Consider the following 17,923-nt stretch of genomic DNA (forward strand, 5'->3'; position numbering starts at 1 on the left):
CCATCCTCGACTGGATGCAGAGGAAAGCTATCGGTTCGAAGAATCTGAGCGATACCTATATTTCATGAGAAAATCCTCATGAACACTTGACTGTGGCCCGAAAGGGGGGATTAGTTCACGCGCGCGCCACCGCCACCGCGACGACGGCGTCGATGAGGGAGGCGGCGGTGCGCTCCTCGGCGATGACGTCGACGCGCAGGCCGAAGGAGCGGGCGTCGCGGGCCGTCTGCGGGCCGATGGCGGCGACGAGCGTCGACTCGGGCACCGGGCCGAGCTGCAGCTGCACCTGCTCGGCGACCGAGCCGCTGGTGACGAGGATGGCCTGCACGAGCCCGTCGTGCACATCCGTCACGACGTTCTCGGGCACCGAGACGCCGACGGTCCGGTAGGCGACGACGGACTCGACGTCGTGCCCGATCCGCTTCAGGCCCTCGGTCAGCAGGGGCTTCGCGATCTCGGAGCGGAGCGTCAGGATGCGCAGCGGCACGACGCCCTGCGTGGCCGCTTCCCACTCCTCCAGGAGGCCGCGAGCAGAGTTGTCCTCCGACGGCACGAGGTCGACCTTGTAGCCGGCAGCCGCGAGCGCCGCCGCCGTGGTCTCGCCGACCGCGGCGATCCGGGTCGTCGACGGCACGACGGCGCGCTGAGCGCTCAGCACGTCGACCGTGGTCGCGCTGGTCACGGTCATCCAGTCGAACTCACCGGCCGCGAGGCGCTCCAGGGCACGCTCCAGAGCGGGCGCGTCAGCCGTCGGGGCGAAGTTGATCATGGCCGCGACGAGCGGGGATGCGCCCTTCGAGCGCAGGTCCGCCGCGACCGAGTCGCCCCAGGGGCCGCCGCGCGGCACGAGGACGCGCCAACCGGCGAGGGGTTTGGGTGCAGCGGACGGCTGGGTCATCGGGTACTCCCCAGGGGGGCCAGGCCGGCGGCCCCCGCGCCGAGCAGTTCGGAGACCACGCGCTCCCCCACGTCGCGTGCGGCCTCATCGAGGTGGCCGGCGCTGAGGGACTCGGGAGTGGCGGCGTGGGATGCGGTGATCCGCTCGGACCCGTCGGGACGGTAGACCGAGGCGGTCAGGAACAGCAGGCCGTCGTCGACGAGGGCAGTCGCGCCGATCGGGGCTGCGCACCCCGCCTGCAGTCCGGCGAGCACCGCGCGCTCCGCGGTGACGACGGCGTGGGTGGTGACGTGGTCGACGGCGTGCAGGGCCCGGGCGATCGGCCCGCGGCCCTTCTCGTCGCCGGCGCGGACCTCCAGGGCGAGCGCGCCCTGCCCCGGTGCGGTCGGCATCTGGGAGAGGGCGAAGTAGTCGGTGACGGCGTCGAGACGGCCGAGACGGCCGAGACCGGCGGCGGCGAGCACCACGGCGTCGAGGTCGCCCTCGGCGACGCGGCCGAGCCGGGTGTCGACGTTGCCGCGGATGTCGACGACCTCGAGGTCGGGACGCGCGGACTTCAGCTGGGCGACGCGACGCGGCGAGCCTGTCCCGACTCGGGCGCCCTCGGGAAGCGTCTCGAAGGTGAGGCCATCGCGGGCGCACAGGGTGTCACGGGCGTCGGCGCGCTTGGGCACCGCGCCGATCACGAGACCGGGGGCGGCGGCGGTCGGGAGGTCCTTCAGCGAGTGGACCAGGAGGTCGCACTCGTCGGCGAGCAGCGCCTCCCGCAGCGCGGTGGCGAAGACGCCCGTCCCGCCCAGCTCGGAGAGCGACTCGCGGGAGGTGTCCCCGTGCGTCGTGATCGTGACCAGCTCGACGTCCAGGCCGGTCGCGCGGGCGATCGCCTCGGCGACCGCCGTCGTCTGCGCGACCGCGAGCGCGCTGCCGCGTGTCCCCACGCGTAGCACGCCGTCGCGACGCTCGGCCGGCCCCTCGGCACGGCGCACGGAGCCGCTCACGGCGCCAGTCCGGCAGCGGCGGGCTTGAAGCCGAGGCGCACGTTCTCGCAGCAGCCCGGGCGGCACACGTCGTACCAGGGCCCGAGGTCCGTCAGTGCGGGGCGCTGGTCCACCGGGACGCCGTCGCGGCGTTCGAGCACCAGGTCGACGAGGCCCTTCACGTACTTCGCGTGCGTGCCGGGGGTGGGCACGCGGACGGCGACGAGGCCGTTCTCCTCGCTGCTCTCCATCGCCTCGTTGTCGAGGTCCCAGAGGACCTCCATGTGGTCGCTCACGAAGCCCAGCGGCACGATGATGACGGCCTTGACGCCCGTGGCGGGCAGCTCGGCGATCCGGTCGTTGATGTCGGGCTCGAGCCACGGCATCGACGGCGGGCCGGAGCGGGACTGGTAGACCAGATCCCAGCCGATCACGCCGCCGGTCGCGGCCTGCGACACGACCTCGGCCACCGCGAGATGCTGAGCCGCGTAGGCGCCGCCCTCGCCGAAGCCGCGCTCGGCCGGCCCGGACTTCGCCGCGTCGGTCGAGGGGATGGAGTGGGTCGAGTAGAGGATGCGGATCTCGGTCGCCGGGTCGATGCCGGGGATCTTCTCCTGCAGCTCGGTTACTGCGTTCTTCACGCCCTCGATGAAGGGCTCGACGAAGCCGGGGTGGTCGAAGAACTGGCGGACCTTGTCGATCTGGATGGTGCCCTCGAGGCCGGTCTCCTCCAGGACGCGCGCGAAGTCCTCACGGTACTGACGGCAGCTGGAGTACGAGGAGTACGCGCTCGTGGCGATGGCGATGAGCTTCGTGAAACCCTGCTCCTGCGCCTCTTTCAGCGCGTCCTCGATGTACGGGTCCCAGTTGCGGTTGCCCCACAGCACGGGCAGGTCGATGCCCCGGGAGGCCAGCTCGGCCTCCAGCGCGGCCTTGAGCTCGCGGTTCTGGTCGTTGATCGGGCTCACGCCGCCGAAATGGCGGTAGTGGTGCGCGACCTCCTCCAGGCGCTCCTCGGGGATGCCGCGCCCACGGGTGACGTTGCGGAGGAACGGGATGACGTCGTCCTGGCCCTCGGGACCGCCGAAGCCGGCGAGCAGGATGGCGTCGTACGCGACCGGCTCGGTGACGTGCTCGGGGCCGTCGGCGGCGGCGGGCGTCGCGCCGAGGACGCGCGCGGTGGTCTCGGCGCTCACTGGAGCACCTCCACGACCTCGGCCGGCTCGACGCGGCGGCCCGTGAAGAACGGGACCTCTTCGCGCACGTGCAGGCGGGCGTCGGTCTGGCGCAGGTCGCGCATCAGGTCGACCAGGTCGACGAGCTCGTCGGACTCCAGCGGGAGGATCCACTCGTAGTCGCCGAGTGCGAACGACGCGACGGTGTTGGCGAGCACGCTGCGGAACGCGGCGCCCTTGCGGCCGTGCTCGGAGAGCATCCGGCCGCGCTCCTCGTCGGGGAGCAGGTACCACTCGTAGCTGCGCACGAACGGGTAGACGCAGAGCCACGCCTTCGGCTCCTTGCCGCGGAGGAAGCCGGGCACATGCGCCTTGTTGAACTCGGCGTCGCGGTGCACGCCCATCGCGTTCCACGTCGGCAGCAGCGCCTTCAGCAGCTGGGTGCGGCGCAGCTGGCGGAGCGCCCACTGCAGTCCCTCGGCATCGGGGCCGTGCAGCCAGATCATCAGGTCGGCGTCGGCGCGCAGGCCGGAGACGTCGTAGAGGCCGCGGGTGGTGACACCCTGCAGCGTGATGTCCGCGATGACGCCCTCGAGCTCGGCGACGGCCTTGGGCACGTCGGTCCCGTCGAGGTCGTCGGGGCGGGCGGGGTCTCGCCGGAGCACCGCCCACAGGGCGAAGCCGGTTGGAGTGTCGCTGGTTTCTTCGGGGGCGGTCGACTCTGCCGGTACGGCAGCCGGGGTACTCATACCCACAGTCTCTCTCTCAATCCTGTGAAGGCCAAAACCACGCGACGGGACCGCCGGCGCGGCACCGGCGGTGAGGGAGGCGCGTCAGCGCCGGGTGAGGCGCGCGATGCCCCAGACGACCCCGCCGACGGCGGCGGCCACGCCCACCACGACGCCGGTGAAGGCGAGGGGGTTCTGCGAGGCCAGCGTCTTCACGCGCTGCGTGGCGCGCTTCGGGGCGTTCAGCTTGTACTCGATGGCGTCGAGGGTCGCGGCCAGCTCGGCGCGGGCGCGGTCGACGTCGCTGCGGTCAGTGGTCATACTTGCCCAGTCCCTTCAGAGCGTCGGCGTCTTCCTTGATGCTGTCGATGGTCTTCTGCGGGGCGACGCCCTGGATCTTCTTCAGCGAGGACACCCCGATCAGCGCCAGCACCGCGGCGATGACCAGCAGGGCGCCGAACACGATCAACGCGGAGGCCCAGCCAGGGAGCACGACCGCCAGGCCCAGGATGGCCGCGGCGACGAGCACGCCGAGCGCGAAGAACAGGAACACCGCCGCGACGACGAAGAGGCCTATGCCCACGCCGGCATACTTCGCCTTCGCGGCGAACTCCGCCTTCAAGTGTGCGAACTCGGCCTTCAGTAGCTCGATCAGCAGCCGAGGCAGGTCGGAGATCAGCTCGACGAGGGACTTCGACCCTGCACGTTCACGATCTGTCATTCCGCTCACTCCCTTCGGACGGACGCGCTCAGGCGTCCCGTTCGGCTCGCAGTGCGGCTTCGGCGGCCGGGGACGGGTACGTGCCGCGCGACTCGCGACGGCGCTCGTTGGCGCGGACGACGAACTTCTTGACAGTGACATACACCGTCTCGGGCAGCTCGCCCACCTTCTCGGCCACGAAATCCTCGACCGCGTGGACCTGCTTCTGCACGCCCTGCGACTCCCAGACCTTGGTCGCGGCCGCCTTCATCTGGTCGTAGCGCTTGCGCCCGGCACGCGTGCCGAGCACGTAGCCCACCGCCGCGCCCGTGACGAAGAGAAGCTTTCCGCGCATGTGGTCCCCTTTGCTCGGCCTACAGGTTGTCGGTCAGTGCCTTCCAGCGTAGACCCCGTGCATTCTCGGCGACCCGGCGTGCGTCCGGGACGACCGAGGCGAGGCCCGTGCCGGTCAGCCAGGAGCCGGTCACCTCGAGGCCTTCGATGGCGTGGGCTCCCTCGCGGACCCGCTGGATGCGGTCCCGCTGCCCCACTGTTGCATAGGGCAGGGCGTTCGTCCAGGGGGTGCGGGCGAATGCGACGAGATCGGATGCCCGCAGCGGAATATTGAGCAGGCGGCTCGCGTCGGCGATGGCCAGTTCACGCAATCGGGCGTCGTCCAGGTCGCGTGATTCGGCCGGGCGGCCTGCCCGTCCGTACGAGAGCCGGACCACGTGGTGGCCGGATCCGGCGGCCTCTGCGACCCACGCCCACTTGGCGCTGGAGTGCGTCATGGCCTTCGCCGTCACGTCGGCGTCCTCGGTGTCGGCGACGAGCACGCCGGTACCCTGCGGCGCCGCGGCCAGCCGGTCGTCGGCGAGGACGAGGGTGACCAGCTCCACGCTGGACGCGGCGGGCCACTCCAGCTCGGCCAGCTCGGCGAGCGCGGGATCGGCGGTCGCCAGGAGGTCGAGGGCCGGGTCGGCGGGGGCGGCGACCACGACGACGTCGGCGGGGATCTCCTCGCCGTCCGCGAGGCGCACGGTCCAGCGCGCCGGGCGGTCCGCCTCGTCGACCGAGGGGATGGCGTCGAGCTCTCCGGAGACGATGGTCTCGAGCACGGCCTCGACGGCATCGGCGGCGAGTTCCTCCTCCGTGGGCGCGACGACGGGATCGATCGCGACGACGGGTGCGTCCACCCGGATGGAGCCGCCCCGCTCGCGGATGTCGTCGGCGAGCGCCGCCGGAAGCCGCCACATCCCGCCGCGGATGCCGCCGACCGCGCTGCCGGCCTTGGCCGTCGAGCGCAGCTCGCCGACCGCGCCGGACAGGGAGCCGAGGCGCGTCAGGGCGGCGTTGAGGCCGGGCGCCACCACGTCGACGTCGAGGTCGTCGGGGCTGGCGGAGTACACGCCGGTGACGACGGGGGCGACCAGGAGGTCGAGCACCTTGTCGCCCATCCGCTGGCGGACGAGTGCGCCCAGCCGCTTCTCCTGGCCGATCTTGAGCACGGGCTTGAGCCGGTCCAGATAGGCGCGGAAGGCGCCGCGGCGGCCGATCGCCGCCACCACGTCGCGCGCGAGCGGCGAACTCGGGATGCCGAGCAGCCCGGCCTTGGGCAGCGGGACGGACCGGCTGCCGTGGCGCACCCAGGCGCCCGCCGCGTTCGGCTGGACGACGTCGTCCGAGAGGCCGAGCGACTCCAGCAGCGCGGCGACGTGGCCGCCGCGGGTGGCGAAGCTCTCGGCACCGGCGTCGAGCGTGAGGCCGTCGAGCTCCAGGGGCGCGACCGAACCTCCCACGCGGCCGGAGGCCTCCAGCAGCGTCACCGCGAATCCCGGCCGTGCGCACTCGCGCGCGACGACCAGGCCGGCGACCCCGCCGCCGACGACGACGATGCGGGTCGGCGGCGCCTCGACGGCGTGCCGGATCTCGTCGGCGAGCGCGTCCTCGCTCATTCGGGCCGCCAGCCGTGCACGAACTCGACCAGGCGGGTCAGCACGGTCGGGTCGGTCTCGGGCGGGACGCCGTGGCCGAGGTTCAGGACGTGCGCCGGGGCGTCGCGGCCGCGCTCGAGCACATCGGCGACGTGGGCCTGCAGCACCTCCCACGGCGCATCCAGCATCGCCGGGTCGACGTTGCCCTGCAGCGGCACCACGTGGCCCAGGCGGCGGCTGGCCTCGTCGAGCGGGATGCGGTAGTCGACGCCGACCGTGTCGGCCCCGACATCGTGCATCGCCTTGAGCAGCTCGCCGGTGCCGACGCCGAAGTGCACGATCGGCACGTTGCGGGCCTCGGCCTCGCCCGTCGCGCTGCCCTCGGCGGCGGGCACCTCGTAGGTCAGGTCGCGCACGTGGGACAGCGCCCGCGCGGACGCCGGCGCGACGTGCTGCACGTAGTCGTGGAGCGAGAGGGACCCGGCCCAGGAGTCGAACAGCTGGGCGGCGCTCGTGCCCGCCAGGACCTGCGCGCGCAGGAACATGCCGGTGATGTCGGCCGTCCACGCCATCAGGCGCGCCCAGGCCTCGGGGTCGGCGTGCATCAGGGTGCGGGCGCGGATGTGGTCCTTGGACGGCCCGCCCTCGACCAGATAGGCGGCGAGGGTGAACGGCGCACCGGCGAAACCGATCAAGGGGGTTTCCCGCAGCTCGGCGATGGTGAGCCGCACGGCCTCGGCGATCGGGGCGAACGCGTCGATGCCGAGGGAGGCGGGGTCGACGGCGGTCAGCCGGTCGACGTCGTCCGCCGTGCGCACCGCCTGCGCGAACACGGGACCCTTGCCGGGCTGGATCTCGACCTCCACGCCCGCGAGCTTGAGCGGGACCACGATGTCGCTGAAGAAGATGCCCGCATCGACGCCGTGGCGGCGCACCGGCTGCAGCGTGATCTCGCTCGCCATCGCGGGGTCGAGGCACGCGTCGAGCATGCGCGTGCCGACGCGCAGTTCGCGGTACTCCGGCAGGGAGCGGCCGGCCTGGCGCATGAACCAGACGGGCGTGGTCTCGGGACGATCGGCCCGGTAGGCGCGGACGAGCCGGCTGGAGGCGGTGAGGCCGGAGGCGAGGGGATGGGCGGGGGCGAGTGCGGTCACCCCCTGATTCTGCCAGGGGGGAATCTGCCAATCCCCCGGGAATCCGGGCGACGGTCCCGATCCGGGCCCTCGCGGATTCGAGGTTCGCGTCGCGCGAGCGTAGGCTTCCGCTCGTGCTTCTCTGCTTCTCGTCGAGCCACCGGACGGCGGATTTCGACCTCCTCGAACGGCTCGAGCGATCCGCTCCTGCCGTCACCGCGGCGCTCGCGGAGCACAGCGAGCTCGTCGCCGGGTCGGTGGTCGTCGCCACTTGCAACCGCTTCGAGGCCTATCTCGACATCGACGACCCGCTGCCCTCGGCGCGCGCGGTGTCGTCCGAGACCGTGATCGACGCGGTGAGCGCGGCCAGCGGCATCTCCGCCGACGAGCTGCGCCGGGCCAGCGCCGTCTACTGCGACCACTCGGTCGCCGAGCACCTCTTCGCCGTCTCCAGCGGACTCGAGTCGGTCGTCGTGGGCGAAGGCGAGATCGCCGGCCAGGTGCGCCGCTCGCTCGAGTCGGCCCGCGCCGCCGGCACCGTCACCAGCGATCTGGAGCGCCTGTTCCAGGTCGCCTCCCGCACCTCCCGGGGCGTGAAGAACCGCACCGGGATCATGACCGCCGGCCGCTCGATGGTCCGCCTCGCGCTCGACCTGGCCGAGAGCCGCATCACCGACTGGTCGCAGACCAAGGTGCTGCTCGTGGGCACCGGCAAGTACGCCGGCGCCAGCCTCGCCGCCCTGCGCGACAAGGGAGCGGAGGACGTGCGCGTCTACTCCGCGTCCGGCCGCGCCGCCAAGTTCGCGCTCTCGCACGACGTGCGCCCGGTCGTCGAGGGCGGTCTGCTCGAGGCGCTCGGCCGCGCCGACCTCGTCGTCACCTGCACCACGGTCACCGACTACGTGCTCACCCGCGATCTGCTCGCCGAAGCCGCCGCACAGCCGGGCGCCGCAGAGCGCCGCCTCATCGTCGACCTCGGCCTGCCGCGCAACGTCGACCCCGCCGTCGCCGAGCTGGACGGGGCCGAGCTGCTCGACCTCGAGACCATCAGCATCCACGCGCCGCTCGAGGAGCTCTCGGCCGCCGACGACGCCCGCAGCATCGTCGGCGCCGCCGCTGCCGAGTTCGCGGCGCAGACCGCCGAGCAGGCCGTGACGCCGGCGCTCGTCGCCCTGCGCAAGCACGTGTTCGACGTGCTCGACGCCGAGATCGAGCGAGCCCGCTCGCGCGGAGCGGACGAGCAGACGGAGGTCGCCCTGCGCCACCTCGCCGGGGTGCTCCTGCACACGCCGTCGGTGCGTGCCCGCGAGCTCGCCCGGAGCGGCGAGGCCGAGACGTTCGTCGCCGGCGCCGCCGCCCTCTTCGGTCTCGAGATCGAACCCGAATCCGTCCGGCCGCGCCTCAGCGCGATCGACGACCAGACCGCCTGACCATCCCATCGGAGGACACGTGAGCAACGACGCCGCAGCCCCCACCGAGACCGTCGAGCCGCACGGCGCGACCGGCCTCCCCTACGCCGCGCAGGAGCTGCGCACCGAGCGCCTCGTGCTGCGCCCGCTCAACACCGGCGACCTGGACGACGTGCACGCGTACCAGAAGCTCAAGGACGTCGTGCGCTACCTCTACTGGGAGGTGCACGACCACGAGGAGTCGGCAAAGCACCTGCGCAAGCGCATCGCGATGAACCGCCTCGAGAAGGACGGCGAGGGCATCGTCTACGCCGTCGAGCTGCCCGACGCCGACGGCGGCCACGGCCGGGTCATCGGCGACATGAGCGTCTTCCTCAAGTCGGCCGCGTGGGGCAAGTTCGAGATCGGCTGGGTCTTCCATCCCGCCTTCCACGGCAACGGCTTCGCCAGCGAGGCGGCCGACGCCGTCCTGGGTCTCTGCTTCGACACCCTCGGCGCGCACCGCGTCTTCGCCCAGCTCGACGCCCGCAACGAGGCATCAGCACGCCTGTGCGAGCGCATCGGGATGAAGCAGGAGGCTCTCCTGCGCGAGACCGAGATCTTCAAGGGCGAATGGTCCGACACCGCGGTCTACGCCCTGCTCGAAGAGGAGTGGCGCGCCCGCTGAGCCGGGCCGCCCGGCGCGGGCACAGGCGCATCCTCGTTAGGATGGTTGCGGACTTCTCCACCCACCCGCACCGACCCCACGAGCAGGGAGCACCATGGCCGCCACGTCGAAGCTGGATTCCGTCATCACGCTGGCACAGCACCGCGGATTCGTCTTCCCGTCCGGTGAGATCTACGGCGGTACCCGCTCGGCGTGGGACTACGGCCCCCTCGGCGTCGAGCTGAAGGAGAACATCAAGCGCGAGTGGTGGAACCGCTTCGTGCGCGGCCGCGGCGACATGGTCGGCCTCGACTCGGCGATCATCCTGCCGACCGCGGTGTGGGAGGCCTCCGGCCACGTCAAGGTCTTCAGCGACCCCCTCACCGAGTCGCTCATCACCCACAAGCGCTACCGCGCCGACCACCTCTTCGAGGCGTACGAGGCGCAGCACGGCCACCCGCCGGTGAACGGCCTGGACGACATCGCCGACCCGGACCACCCGGACAAGGTGGGCCAGTGGACGCCGATCCGCCAGTTCTCGGGCCTGATGAAGACCTACCTCGGCGTCGTGGACGACGAGTCCGGCCTCCACTACATGCGCCCGGAGACGGCGCAGGGCATCTTCACCGACTTCGCCTCGGTGCTGCAGACGTCGCGCAAGAAGCCGCCGTTCGGCATCGGCCAGATCGGCAAGGCGTTCCGCAACGAGATCACGCCCGGCAACTTCATCTTCCGCACCCGCGAGTTCGAGCAGATGGAGATCGAGTTCTTCGTCGAGCCCGGCACCGACGAGGACTGGTTCCAGACCTGGATCGACCTCTGCTGGGACTGGTTCGTCGACCTCGGCATCGACCCGGCCAACATCCGCCGGTTCGAGCACCCGAAGGACAAGCTCGCCCACTACTCGAAGCGCACCATCGACATCGAGTACAAGTTCGAGTTCGCGGGTAGCGAGTGGGGCGAGCTCATGGGTGTCGCCAACCGCACCGATTACGACCTGAAGACGCACATCGAGAACTCCGGCAAGGACCTCAGCTACTTCGACCAGAACAAGAACGAGCGCTACGTGCCGTTCGTGATCGAGCCGTCCTTCGGCCTCACGCGCGCGCTGATGGCCTTCCTGGTCGACGCGTACGACGAGGAGGAGGTGCCGAACGCAAAGGGCGGCACCGACAAGCGCACCGTGCTGCACCTCGACCCGCGCCTCGCGCCGGTGAAGGTCGCCGTGCTGCCGCTCTCGCGCAACGAGGCACTGTCGCCGCTCGCCCGCTCCCTGGCCGACCGGCTCCGCCAGCGCCGCAACGTCGACTTCGACGACTCGGGCGCGATCGGCCGCCGGTACCGCCGCCAGGACGAGATCGGAACGCCGCTCGCGGTGACCGTCGACTTCGACTCGCTCGAGGACGACGCCGTGACCGTGCGCGACCGCGACACGATGAAGCAGGAGCGCATCCCCCTCGAGGGCCTCGACCGCTACCTGGCGGAGCGCCTGCGCGAGTTCTGAGGCACCTCGCGGCGACACGCGACGCCGCGCCCGGCGGGTAGGCCGGTGCGCCTCCCCGGGCCATACTCGTCTCAGGGATCCGCACGGGTCTCCCCGCCGACGACCGGAACCGAGCATGAGCAGCGCACCTCCCGCGAGCGACCGACGCGCCGACCCGGCGACCGCGCAGCCCGGCCGCGGCCGCAAGCCCCCGGCCGCCTTCTGGGTGGCCCTCGGCCGATACGCCCGGGTGGCTCCCGCGAGCATCGTGCTGGCGCTGGTCGTCATCGCGACCTCCATCGTGACGGCGACGATGTGGAGCCCGGCCACCGAGAGCGGCACTGCGCTGGTCTGGGCGGCCGGCGTGACGACGACCGTCCAGGGCGGCTTCTGGTGGACGCCGCTGACCGCGCTGTTCGTGCCCGAGAACGCCGTCCAGCTGATCGTGACGGTGATCCTCGCCCTCACCCTGATGGCCGTCGCGGAGCGGCTGCTCGGCACGCTGCGCGCCTCGATCGCGTTCGTGGCGACCGGCGTGCTCGGGATCACGATCGGGGTCATCGGCCAATGGGCCGCTGCGAGCGTCGGCGAGCTGCTGGCCTCGGCGACCGAGTACGACTTCACGCTCGACCCGACCATCGGCATCGTCGGCGCGCTCATCACGGCGAGCGCCTTCGCCTCCGCCCTCTGGCGACGGCGCATCCGCCTCCTGACCTTCGCGACGGTCCTGGCGTTCGTGCTCTACAACGGCGACCAGAACAACGTCTACCGGCTCTTCGCCGCGCTGCTCGGGCTGGCGCTCGGGGCGATCCTGCGCGGCGGCCGCATCCAGCGCATCCGGCGCAGCTCGCACGGGGAGACGCGCAACCTGGTCGCGGCGATCGTCGCGATCACGGCGCTGGGTCCGCTGGTGGCGCTGCTGCCGCCCGGGGGTCTGGGTCCGTTCTCCTTCATCGCCAGCCTGTTTCAGCACCAGCAGGTGGACACCGCGAGCGTGCTGCAGCAGTGCGACCAGGTGTACACCTCGAACTGCCGGCTGGAGTTGGCGGTCGTGTCGGTGCAGGGTCTCGGCCCGCTGCTGCTGACCCTGCTGCCCCTGGTGCTGCTGCTGGTGACCGCGATCGGCCTGCGCCGCGGACGGCACTTCGCGCTCATCCTGGGCATCGTGGTCAACGCCGGGATGATGGTCCTCCCCTTCACGGCGCTGCCCGACGGCGACCTCCGCATCGACGTGGACGGCATCGACGCCCTCGCGCCCGCGATCGAAGCGCTCGCCTGGCTGCTGGCCGTCGTCGTCGTTCCGCTCGCCTCGATCGTCCTGCTGCTGCTCACCCGTCGCCAGTTCCAGATCCGCGCGCCCCGGGAGGCGGTGGTGCGGTTCACCCTGCTCGCGGTCTCGTCGTTCGTGCTGCTGGCCGTGGCGTACCTCATCGCCGCGCTGGCCTCCCTCGTCGAGTTCGTGCCGGACGCAACCATCGGCGACGTCTTCGTCTCCACCGTCCGGCGCTTCGTGCCGTCCGGCTTCGAGTCGGTGCTCGGGCAGGTCATCGTGCCCACCACACCGATCGTGATCGTGCTCTACCAGTGGGTGGGGCCGGTCTTCTGGCTGATCTTCGTGCTCGCGACACTGCGGCTCTACCGCGCCACATCGACCGGACGCACGGTCGGCGACGAGCTGCACTTCCGCGAGCTGCTGCGGGCGGGAGGAGGCGGGACGCTCGGCTTCATGGGCACCTGGCCGGGCAACGTCTACTGGTTCAGCGAGGAGAACGACGCAGCGGTCGCCTACCGGGTGATCAACGGGATCGCGATCACCCTCTCCGACCCGGTCTGCCGTCCCGATCGTGCCGAGCGGACGATCATCGAGTTCATCGGCTTCTGCGACGCGAACGGCTGGACTCCCGTCTTCTACAGCGTCCACGGCGAGTACCTGCCGGTCTTCGATTCGCTCGGCTGGCAGTCGGTCTCCGTCGGCGAGGAGACGCTGATGCACCCGCAGACCTTCGACATGCAGGGCAAGCCCTGGCAGAAGGTGCGCCAGGCCCACAACCGCGGGCTCAAGGAGGGCATCACCACGGTGTGGTCCACCTGGGACGACCTGCCCCCGCTCTACCAGACCCAGATCGCCGCGATCAGCGAGCAGTGGGTGGCCGAGAAGGAGCTGCCCGAGATGGGCTTCACCCTCGGCGGGATGGCCGAGCTCAAGGATCCGGACGTGCAGCTCTACCTCGCGTTCGACCCGTCCGGCGCGCTGCAGGCGGTCACGAGCTGGATGCCCAGCTGGCGCGACGGCCGGGTGGTCGCCTACACGATCGACTTCATGCGCCGGGCCGACGGCAGCATCCCGGGCATCATGGAGTTCATCATCGCGTCGGCCGCACTGCGCATGCGGGAGGAAGGCGTGGAGGTGCTGAGCCTGTCGGGCGCACCCCTCGCCAGCAAGCCGCTGGCGCCCGGTGAGGAGCCCGGCGAGCCCGACACCATGGACCGCCTCCTCGGCTTCCTCGCGAAGACGCTGGAGCCCGCCTACGGCTTCGCGTCGCTCTTCAAGTTCAAGAGCAAGTTCAACCCGACGTACGAGACCATCTACATGACGTACGCGGATCCGCTGGCCCTGCCGGCGATCGGCAGCGCGATCGGCAAGGCGTACCTGCCCGACGCGAACGCACGCGAGTACGTGGCGCTGGCGCGCACCCTTCTTCGCTGACGGCAGACACCGCCTCCCCGTCGCCGGGCCCGGCGTACGGTGGTGCCATGTCGGACACCACGCGCACGGCCATGCTCATCGGCGGCACCGGGCAGATCGGCTCCGCCGTGGCCCGGCGGCTCGCAGCGGACGGCTGGTCCGTCCTCGTCGCGCACCGGGGCGAGCACCATGGCGACACCGAGTTGACGGAGCTGGACGTCACCTCCATCCGGCTCGACCGCGACGACACCGACGCCCTCATCGAGCGGGCCCGCGGCCACGATCTCGTGCTCGACACCGTGGCGTACGAACCGCGCCACGGCGAACAGCTCGCCCGCCTTGCCGGGGAGGTGGGCTCACTCGTCGTGATCTCCACCGGCTCGGTCTACACCGGCCGCGACGGCGGCTACCTGGACATCGTGACCGGCCCCGACGACTTCCCCGACTATCCCGTGCCGCTGCGCGAGACGGATCCGACGGTCGACAACGACGAGCGCACCTACTCGCCGCTCAAGGCCGCGCTGGAGCGCACGCTGCTCGCCGTCGACGACCTCCCGGTCAGCATCCTCCGCCCCGGCGCCGTGTACGGGCCGTTCAGCCCCGCGTTGCGCGAGTGGTACTTCATCAAGCGCGCGCTGGACGGCCGCGACCGGGTCGTGCTCTCCGACGACGGCGCCAACCGCTTCAGCACCTCCTCGACCGTCAACATCGCCGAACTCGTCGCCCTGTGCGCCGACCGGCCGGGCAAGCGCGTGCTGAACGCCGTCGACACGGACGACCTCAGCGTCGCCGACATCGCCGGCGCCGTCTACCGCGCGCTCGACCGCGACCTGGAGGTCGTCGCCTTCCCCGGTCCGCCCGTCGACGGCGTCGGCAGCACGCCCTGGACGGTCGCGCATCCCCTGCTCCTCAGCATGGCGGGCGCCGCGGTCGAGCTCGGCTACCGTCAGCAGGTGCACTACGAGGAGGCCGTCGCGGCCGCCGTCGACTGGGCCGTCCGCGAGGTGAAGGCGGCGGAGCTGCGCCAGGAGGACTGGACGGCGGCGTTCCCGGGTCTCGCGAAGAGGGCGGAAGCCGACCGCTGGTTCGACTACGCGGCGGAGGACGCGTTCGTGGCGGCGCGCTGAGCCGTCACGGGATCACTCAGAACACGTACTCCAGCAGGTCGATGCCGACCGTGCGCATGCCCTCGATGACCGCGAGGCGTTCGGGCAGCTCGGTGTCGTCGAAGTAGGTCGAGACCGCGTACGTCACACCGGCGTTCGGTCCGCGCAGCACGCCGACCTCGCTGCGCACGCCTGCATCGATGCCGGTCTTGTTGACGAGCAGGATGCCGTGCTCCGCGTGGCGGTGCGAGTGCGGGTCGAGCCCGAACGCGCTCGAGACCAGGGAGAAGTCGCTGTTCAGGGACAGCCAGGAGATGACGCGCTGGCTGGTGGCCGCATCCACGACCTCCCCGCGCGCGAGCGCCGAGAACAGCCAGGTGAGCTCGTTGGCGCTGCCGACCGAGAGCTGCGGGGCGTCGTCCGGTCCGCGGTGGTCGCGGGCGAGGTCCAGCAGCCCGGTGCGCGTGAGGCCGAGCGCCTCGGTGCGGGCGCTGACGGCCTCCAGGCCGACGCGGCGCAGGAGGACGTTGGTGGCGAGGTTGTCGCTGGAGGCGCCGACGAGGGCCGCGAGATCGGCGACCGGCAGGGCCGGGACCTGGAGGTGCTGCCAGATGCCGGAGTCGCCGGCGGCGTCCTGCGGCAGGCGGTCGAGCTGCACGAGCGGGCTCAGCTGCCCCGACTCCAGGCGCGCCGCGACCTCCACCAGCAGCAGCACCTTGCCGATGCTGGCCGTCGGCATCACGACGTGGTCGTCGACCGAGAAGAGCACCGCCCCCGTGCTGAGATCCGTCGCGCGGGCCGAGACCTGCACGCCTTGCAGCGCGAGCTGGCCGAGGCTGTTGAAGCTGCGCGCGAAGGCGTCGTCGGGCGTCGCGGGGCCGCGGTGGCGGGCGCGCCGGGCCGTGGCATGGCGCCGGCGGCGCTCGGACTCCTGGGTCTGCATCGTCACGTGGTTCGGGTCTCTCCTGCGAGCGTTCTTCGGGTGCGCGCGGTCCCCCCGAAGCCGCGGCTGGGGTCGATGCTACCCCGATCGGGGGACGCGTGCGTCACCGATCGGCGACGCACGCGTCCACCTCACCAGATCGTGACGCGGGAGGCCGGGTCGAGCCAGAGCGCGTCGCCCTCGACGACCCCGAAGGTGTCGTAGAACGCGTCGATGTTGCGCACGATCTGGTTGCAGCGGAACTCGTTCGGCGAGTGCGGGTCGATCGCGAGCAGGCGGATCACCTCGGCGTCGCGCCCCTTCTGCTGCCAAGCCTGCGCCCAGGAGAGGAAGAACCGCTCGGCGCCGGTGAGGCCGTCGACGACGGGAGGCTCCTGGCCGTCGAGCGACAGCAGGTACGCCTTCCAGGCGATGCCGAGGCCGCCCAGGTCGCCGATGTTCTCGCCGATGGTGAGCGCGCCGTTCACGTGGTGGTCGGGCACCTGCTCCGGGGCGAGGGCGTTGTACTGCTCGATGAGGCTGGCGGTGCGCTTCTCGAACGCGGCGCGGTCGGCGGCGGTCCACCAGTCCTCGAGCCGGCCGTCGCCGTCGAACTTGGAGCCCTGGTCGTCGAAGCCGTGACCGATCTCGTGGCCGATGACCGCGCCGATGGCGCCGTAGTTGGCGGCGGCGTCCCGGTCGGCGTCGAAGAACGGGTACTGCAGGATGGCTGCCGGGAACACGATCTCGTTGAAGCCGGGGTTGTAGTACGCGTTGATCGTCTGCGGCGTCATGAACCACTCGTCGCGGTCCAGCGGCTTTCCGATCTTGCCCAGCTCCCGGTCGAACTCGAACAGCGCAGCGGCCCGCACGTTGCCGACGAGGTCGGTCGGGTCGACCTGCAGGGCCGAGTAGTCGCGCCACTTCACCGGGTACCCGATCTTGGGCGTGAACTTCTCGAGCTTGTCGAGGGCGCGGTCGCGGGTGTCCTCGCCCATCCACTCGAGGGTGCGGATGCTCTGCCGGTAGGCCTCGATGAGGTTCGCGACCAGGGCGTCCATCGCGTCCTTCGCGGCGGGCGGGAAGTGCTTCTCGACGTAGATGCGGCCGACGGCCTCCCCCATCGCGCCCTCCACCAGCGAGACGCCGCGCTTCCAGCGGGCCCGCATCTGCGGCGTGCCGGTGAGGGTGCGGCCGTAGAAGTCGAAGTTCGCGTCGACGAAGTCGCCCGGGAGGTACGGGGCCGCACCGTGGATGATCTGCCACGCGAGCCAGTCCTTCCACGCGTCCAGGCGGGACTCGGTGAGCAGACCGGCGAGGCCGGAGGTGAACGATGGCTGGCGCAGCACGACCTCGGCGAGCGCACCCTCCGGAGCGCCCAGGGCGGTGGCCCACACGTCGAGGCTCGCCGCGGGGTCGCCGGCGCCGCCTGCGAACAGCGCGTCGGCGTCGGCCCAGCTGTAGAGGTTGTAGGTCTTCTCGGAGTCGCGGGAGGTCACGTTGTCCCAGTGCTGGGCCGCGATCTCGGTCTCGAGGTCGAAGACGCGCTGCGCGCGCTCCGGGGCGCCTTCCAGCCCGGCCAGCTCGAACAGGCGCTGGATGTGCGCGACGAACGCCTCGCGGATGGGCGCGAAGCGCTCCTCGCGGAAGTAGGACTCGTCGGGCAGCGAGATGCCGCCCTGCTCGGCGAACACCAGGTAGCGCTCGGGGTCGCCCGGGTCGTTGTCGACGAACAGCTGGTAGAAGCCGCCGACGCCGTGGCGCTCCAGCTTGCCGAGGGTCTGCAGCAGCTCGGCGACCGAGCTCACGTCGCTCGCGAGGGCGAGCTGCGCCTCGATCGGGCGGATGCCCAGCGCATCCACGCGCTCCTCGTCCATGAAGCTCGCGAACAGGTCGCCGAACTTGCGCTCCTCCGTGCCCTCCGGCGCCGTCTGCGCGGCTTCGATGATCTCGCGCACCGCCGCCTCCGACTGCTCGGCGAGGACCATGAACGAGCCCCAGCGGGCCTTGTCGTCGGGGATCTCGGTGCGGGCGATCCACTTGCCGTTCACGTGGCGGAACAGGTCGTCCTGCGGGCGGATCGTGGGGTCGAGTTCGTCGGAGGCGATACCGGAGGCGAGCGTCAT

16 protein-coding genes are annotated in these 17,923 nt (G+C 71.5%); 5 read left to right on the top strand and 11 right to left on the bottom strand.

All coding sequences use genetic code 11. The features are described 5' to 3' along the window. Window positions 1-115: 115 nt before the first annotated feature. The 9 genes from HNR14_RS07700 to hemE all read right to left on the bottom strand — a co-directional run bounded on the left by HNR14_RS07700 (window position 116) and on the right by hemE (window position 7,566). Window positions 116-898 (bottom strand): uroporphyrinogen-III synthase, encoded by a 783-nt coding sequence (locus tag HNR14_RS07700; protein ID WP_179700583.1) that lies wholly within the window; start codon window positions 896-898, stop codon window positions 116-118. Continuing rightward, entirely contained in the window at window positions 895-1,896 is a 1,002-nt protein-coding gene (gene hemC, locus HNR14_RS07705; protein WP_179700584.1) for a hydroxymethylbilane synthase, read from the bottom strand. The genes HNR14_RS07700 and hemC overlap by 4 nt, the downstream gene beginning before the upstream one ends. Continuing rightward, window positions 1,893-3,071 carry a ferrochelatase gene (locus HNR14_RS07710; protein ID WP_021762327.1) on the bottom strand — a complete coding sequence of 393 codons (1,179 nt, stop codon included), beginning with the start codon at window positions 3,069-3,071 and terminating at the stop codon, window positions 1,893-1,895. The genes hemC and HNR14_RS07710 overlap by 4 nt, the downstream gene beginning before the upstream one ends. Further along, window positions 3,068-3,799 (bottom strand): hydrogen peroxide-dependent heme synthase, encoded by a 732-nt coding sequence (gene hemQ / locus HNR14_RS07715; protein ID WP_021762330.1) that lies wholly within the window; start codon window positions 3,797-3,799, stop codon window positions 3,068-3,070. Before hemQ ends, HNR14_RS07710 begins: the two co-directional genes overlap by 4 nt. Before the next feature lie 84 nt (window positions 3,800-3,883). Further along, complete coding sequence (locus tag HNR14_RS07720; RefSeq protein ID WP_021762332.1) at window positions 3,884-4,099, bottom strand: DUF3618 domain-containing protein; 216 nt, start codon at window positions 4,097-4,099, stop codon at window positions 3,884-3,886. Beyond that, window positions 4,089-4,499 (bottom strand): phage holin family protein, encoded by a 411-nt coding sequence (locus HNR14_RS07725; protein WP_179700585.1) that lies wholly within the window; start codon window positions 4,497-4,499, stop codon window positions 4,089-4,091. Before HNR14_RS07725 ends, HNR14_RS07720 begins: the two co-directional genes overlap by 11 nt. A 28-nt stretch (window positions 4,500-4,527) precedes the next feature. Beyond that, the gene (locus tag HNR14_RS07730; protein ID WP_021762335.1) at window positions 4,528-4,833 is read right to left on the bottom strand and encodes a scorpion antimicrobial peptide; all 306 of its coding nucleotides are present in this window, start codon (window positions 4,831-4,833) and stop codon (window positions 4,528-4,530) included. A gap of 19 nt (window positions 4,834-4,852) precedes the next feature. Next, window positions 4,853-6,433, bottom strand: a complete 1,581-nt coding sequence (gene hemG, locus HNR14_RS07735; protein WP_179700586.1) for a protoporphyrinogen oxidase — start codon at window positions 6,431-6,433, stop codon at window positions 4,853-4,855. After that, on the bottom strand, window positions 6,430-7,566 hold the full coding sequence (hemE, locus tag HNR14_RS07740) for a uroporphyrinogen decarboxylase (RefSeq protein WP_179700587.1): 1,137 nt from the start codon (window positions 7,564-7,566) through the stop codon (window positions 6,430-6,432). Before hemE ends, hemG begins: the two co-directional genes overlap by 4 nt. Window positions 7,567-7,679: 113 nt before the next feature. Between hemE and HNR14_RS07745 the strand changes: the two genes are divergently transcribed. From HNR14_RS07745 to HNR14_RS07765, 5 genes are all read left to right on the top strand, one after another. Next, window positions 7,680-8,975 carry a glutamyl-tRNA reductase gene (locus HNR14_RS07745; RefSeq protein ID WP_179700588.1) on the top strand — a complete coding sequence of 432 codons (1,296 nt, stop codon included), beginning with the start codon at window positions 7,680-7,682 and terminating at the stop codon, window positions 8,973-8,975. Between the two features lie 19 nt (window positions 8,976-8,994). Further along, window positions 8,995-9,621 (top strand): GNAT family N-acetyltransferase, encoded by a 627-nt coding sequence (locus HNR14_RS07750; RefSeq protein WP_313543010.1) that lies wholly within the window; start codon window positions 8,995-8,997, stop codon window positions 9,619-9,621. A 94-nt stretch (window positions 9,622-9,715) separates the two neighbouring features. Then, window positions 9,716-11,104, top strand: coding sequence for a glycine--tRNA ligase (locus tag HNR14_RS07755; RefSeq protein WP_179700589.1), 1,389 nt, complete (start codon window positions 9,716-9,718; stop codon window positions 11,102-11,104). Between the two features lie 115 nt (window positions 11,105-11,219). Next, entirely contained in the window at window positions 11,220-13,790 is a 2,571-nt protein-coding gene (locus tag HNR14_RS07760; protein ID WP_179700590.1) for a bifunctional lysylphosphatidylglycerol flippase/synthetase MprF, read from the top strand. Between the two features lie 47 nt (window positions 13,791-13,837). Then, the gene (locus tag HNR14_RS07765; protein ID WP_179700591.1) at window positions 13,838-14,896 is read left to right on the top strand and encodes an NAD-dependent epimerase/dehydratase family protein; all 1,059 of its coding nucleotides are present in this window, start codon (window positions 13,838-13,840) and stop codon (window positions 14,894-14,896) included. A gap of 16 nt (window positions 14,897-14,912) precedes the next feature. Here HNR14_RS07765 and HNR14_RS07770 read toward each other — a convergent pair whose 3' ends face one another. After that, entirely contained in the window at window positions 14,913-15,824 is a 912-nt protein-coding gene (locus HNR14_RS07770; protein WP_179700592.1) for a serine hydrolase, read from the bottom strand. Between the two features lie 125 nt (window positions 15,825-15,949). Beyond that, entirely contained in the window at window positions 15,950-17,923 is a 1,974-nt protein-coding gene (locus HNR14_RS07775; protein ID WP_179700593.1) for a M13 family metallopeptidase, read from the bottom strand.

Source organism: Leifsonia naganoensis (genome assembly GCF_013410615.1).
In the GTDB taxonomy this organism is placed as follows: domain Bacteria; phylum Actinomycetota; class Actinomycetes; order Actinomycetales; family Microbacteriaceae; genus Leifsonia; species Leifsonia aquatica.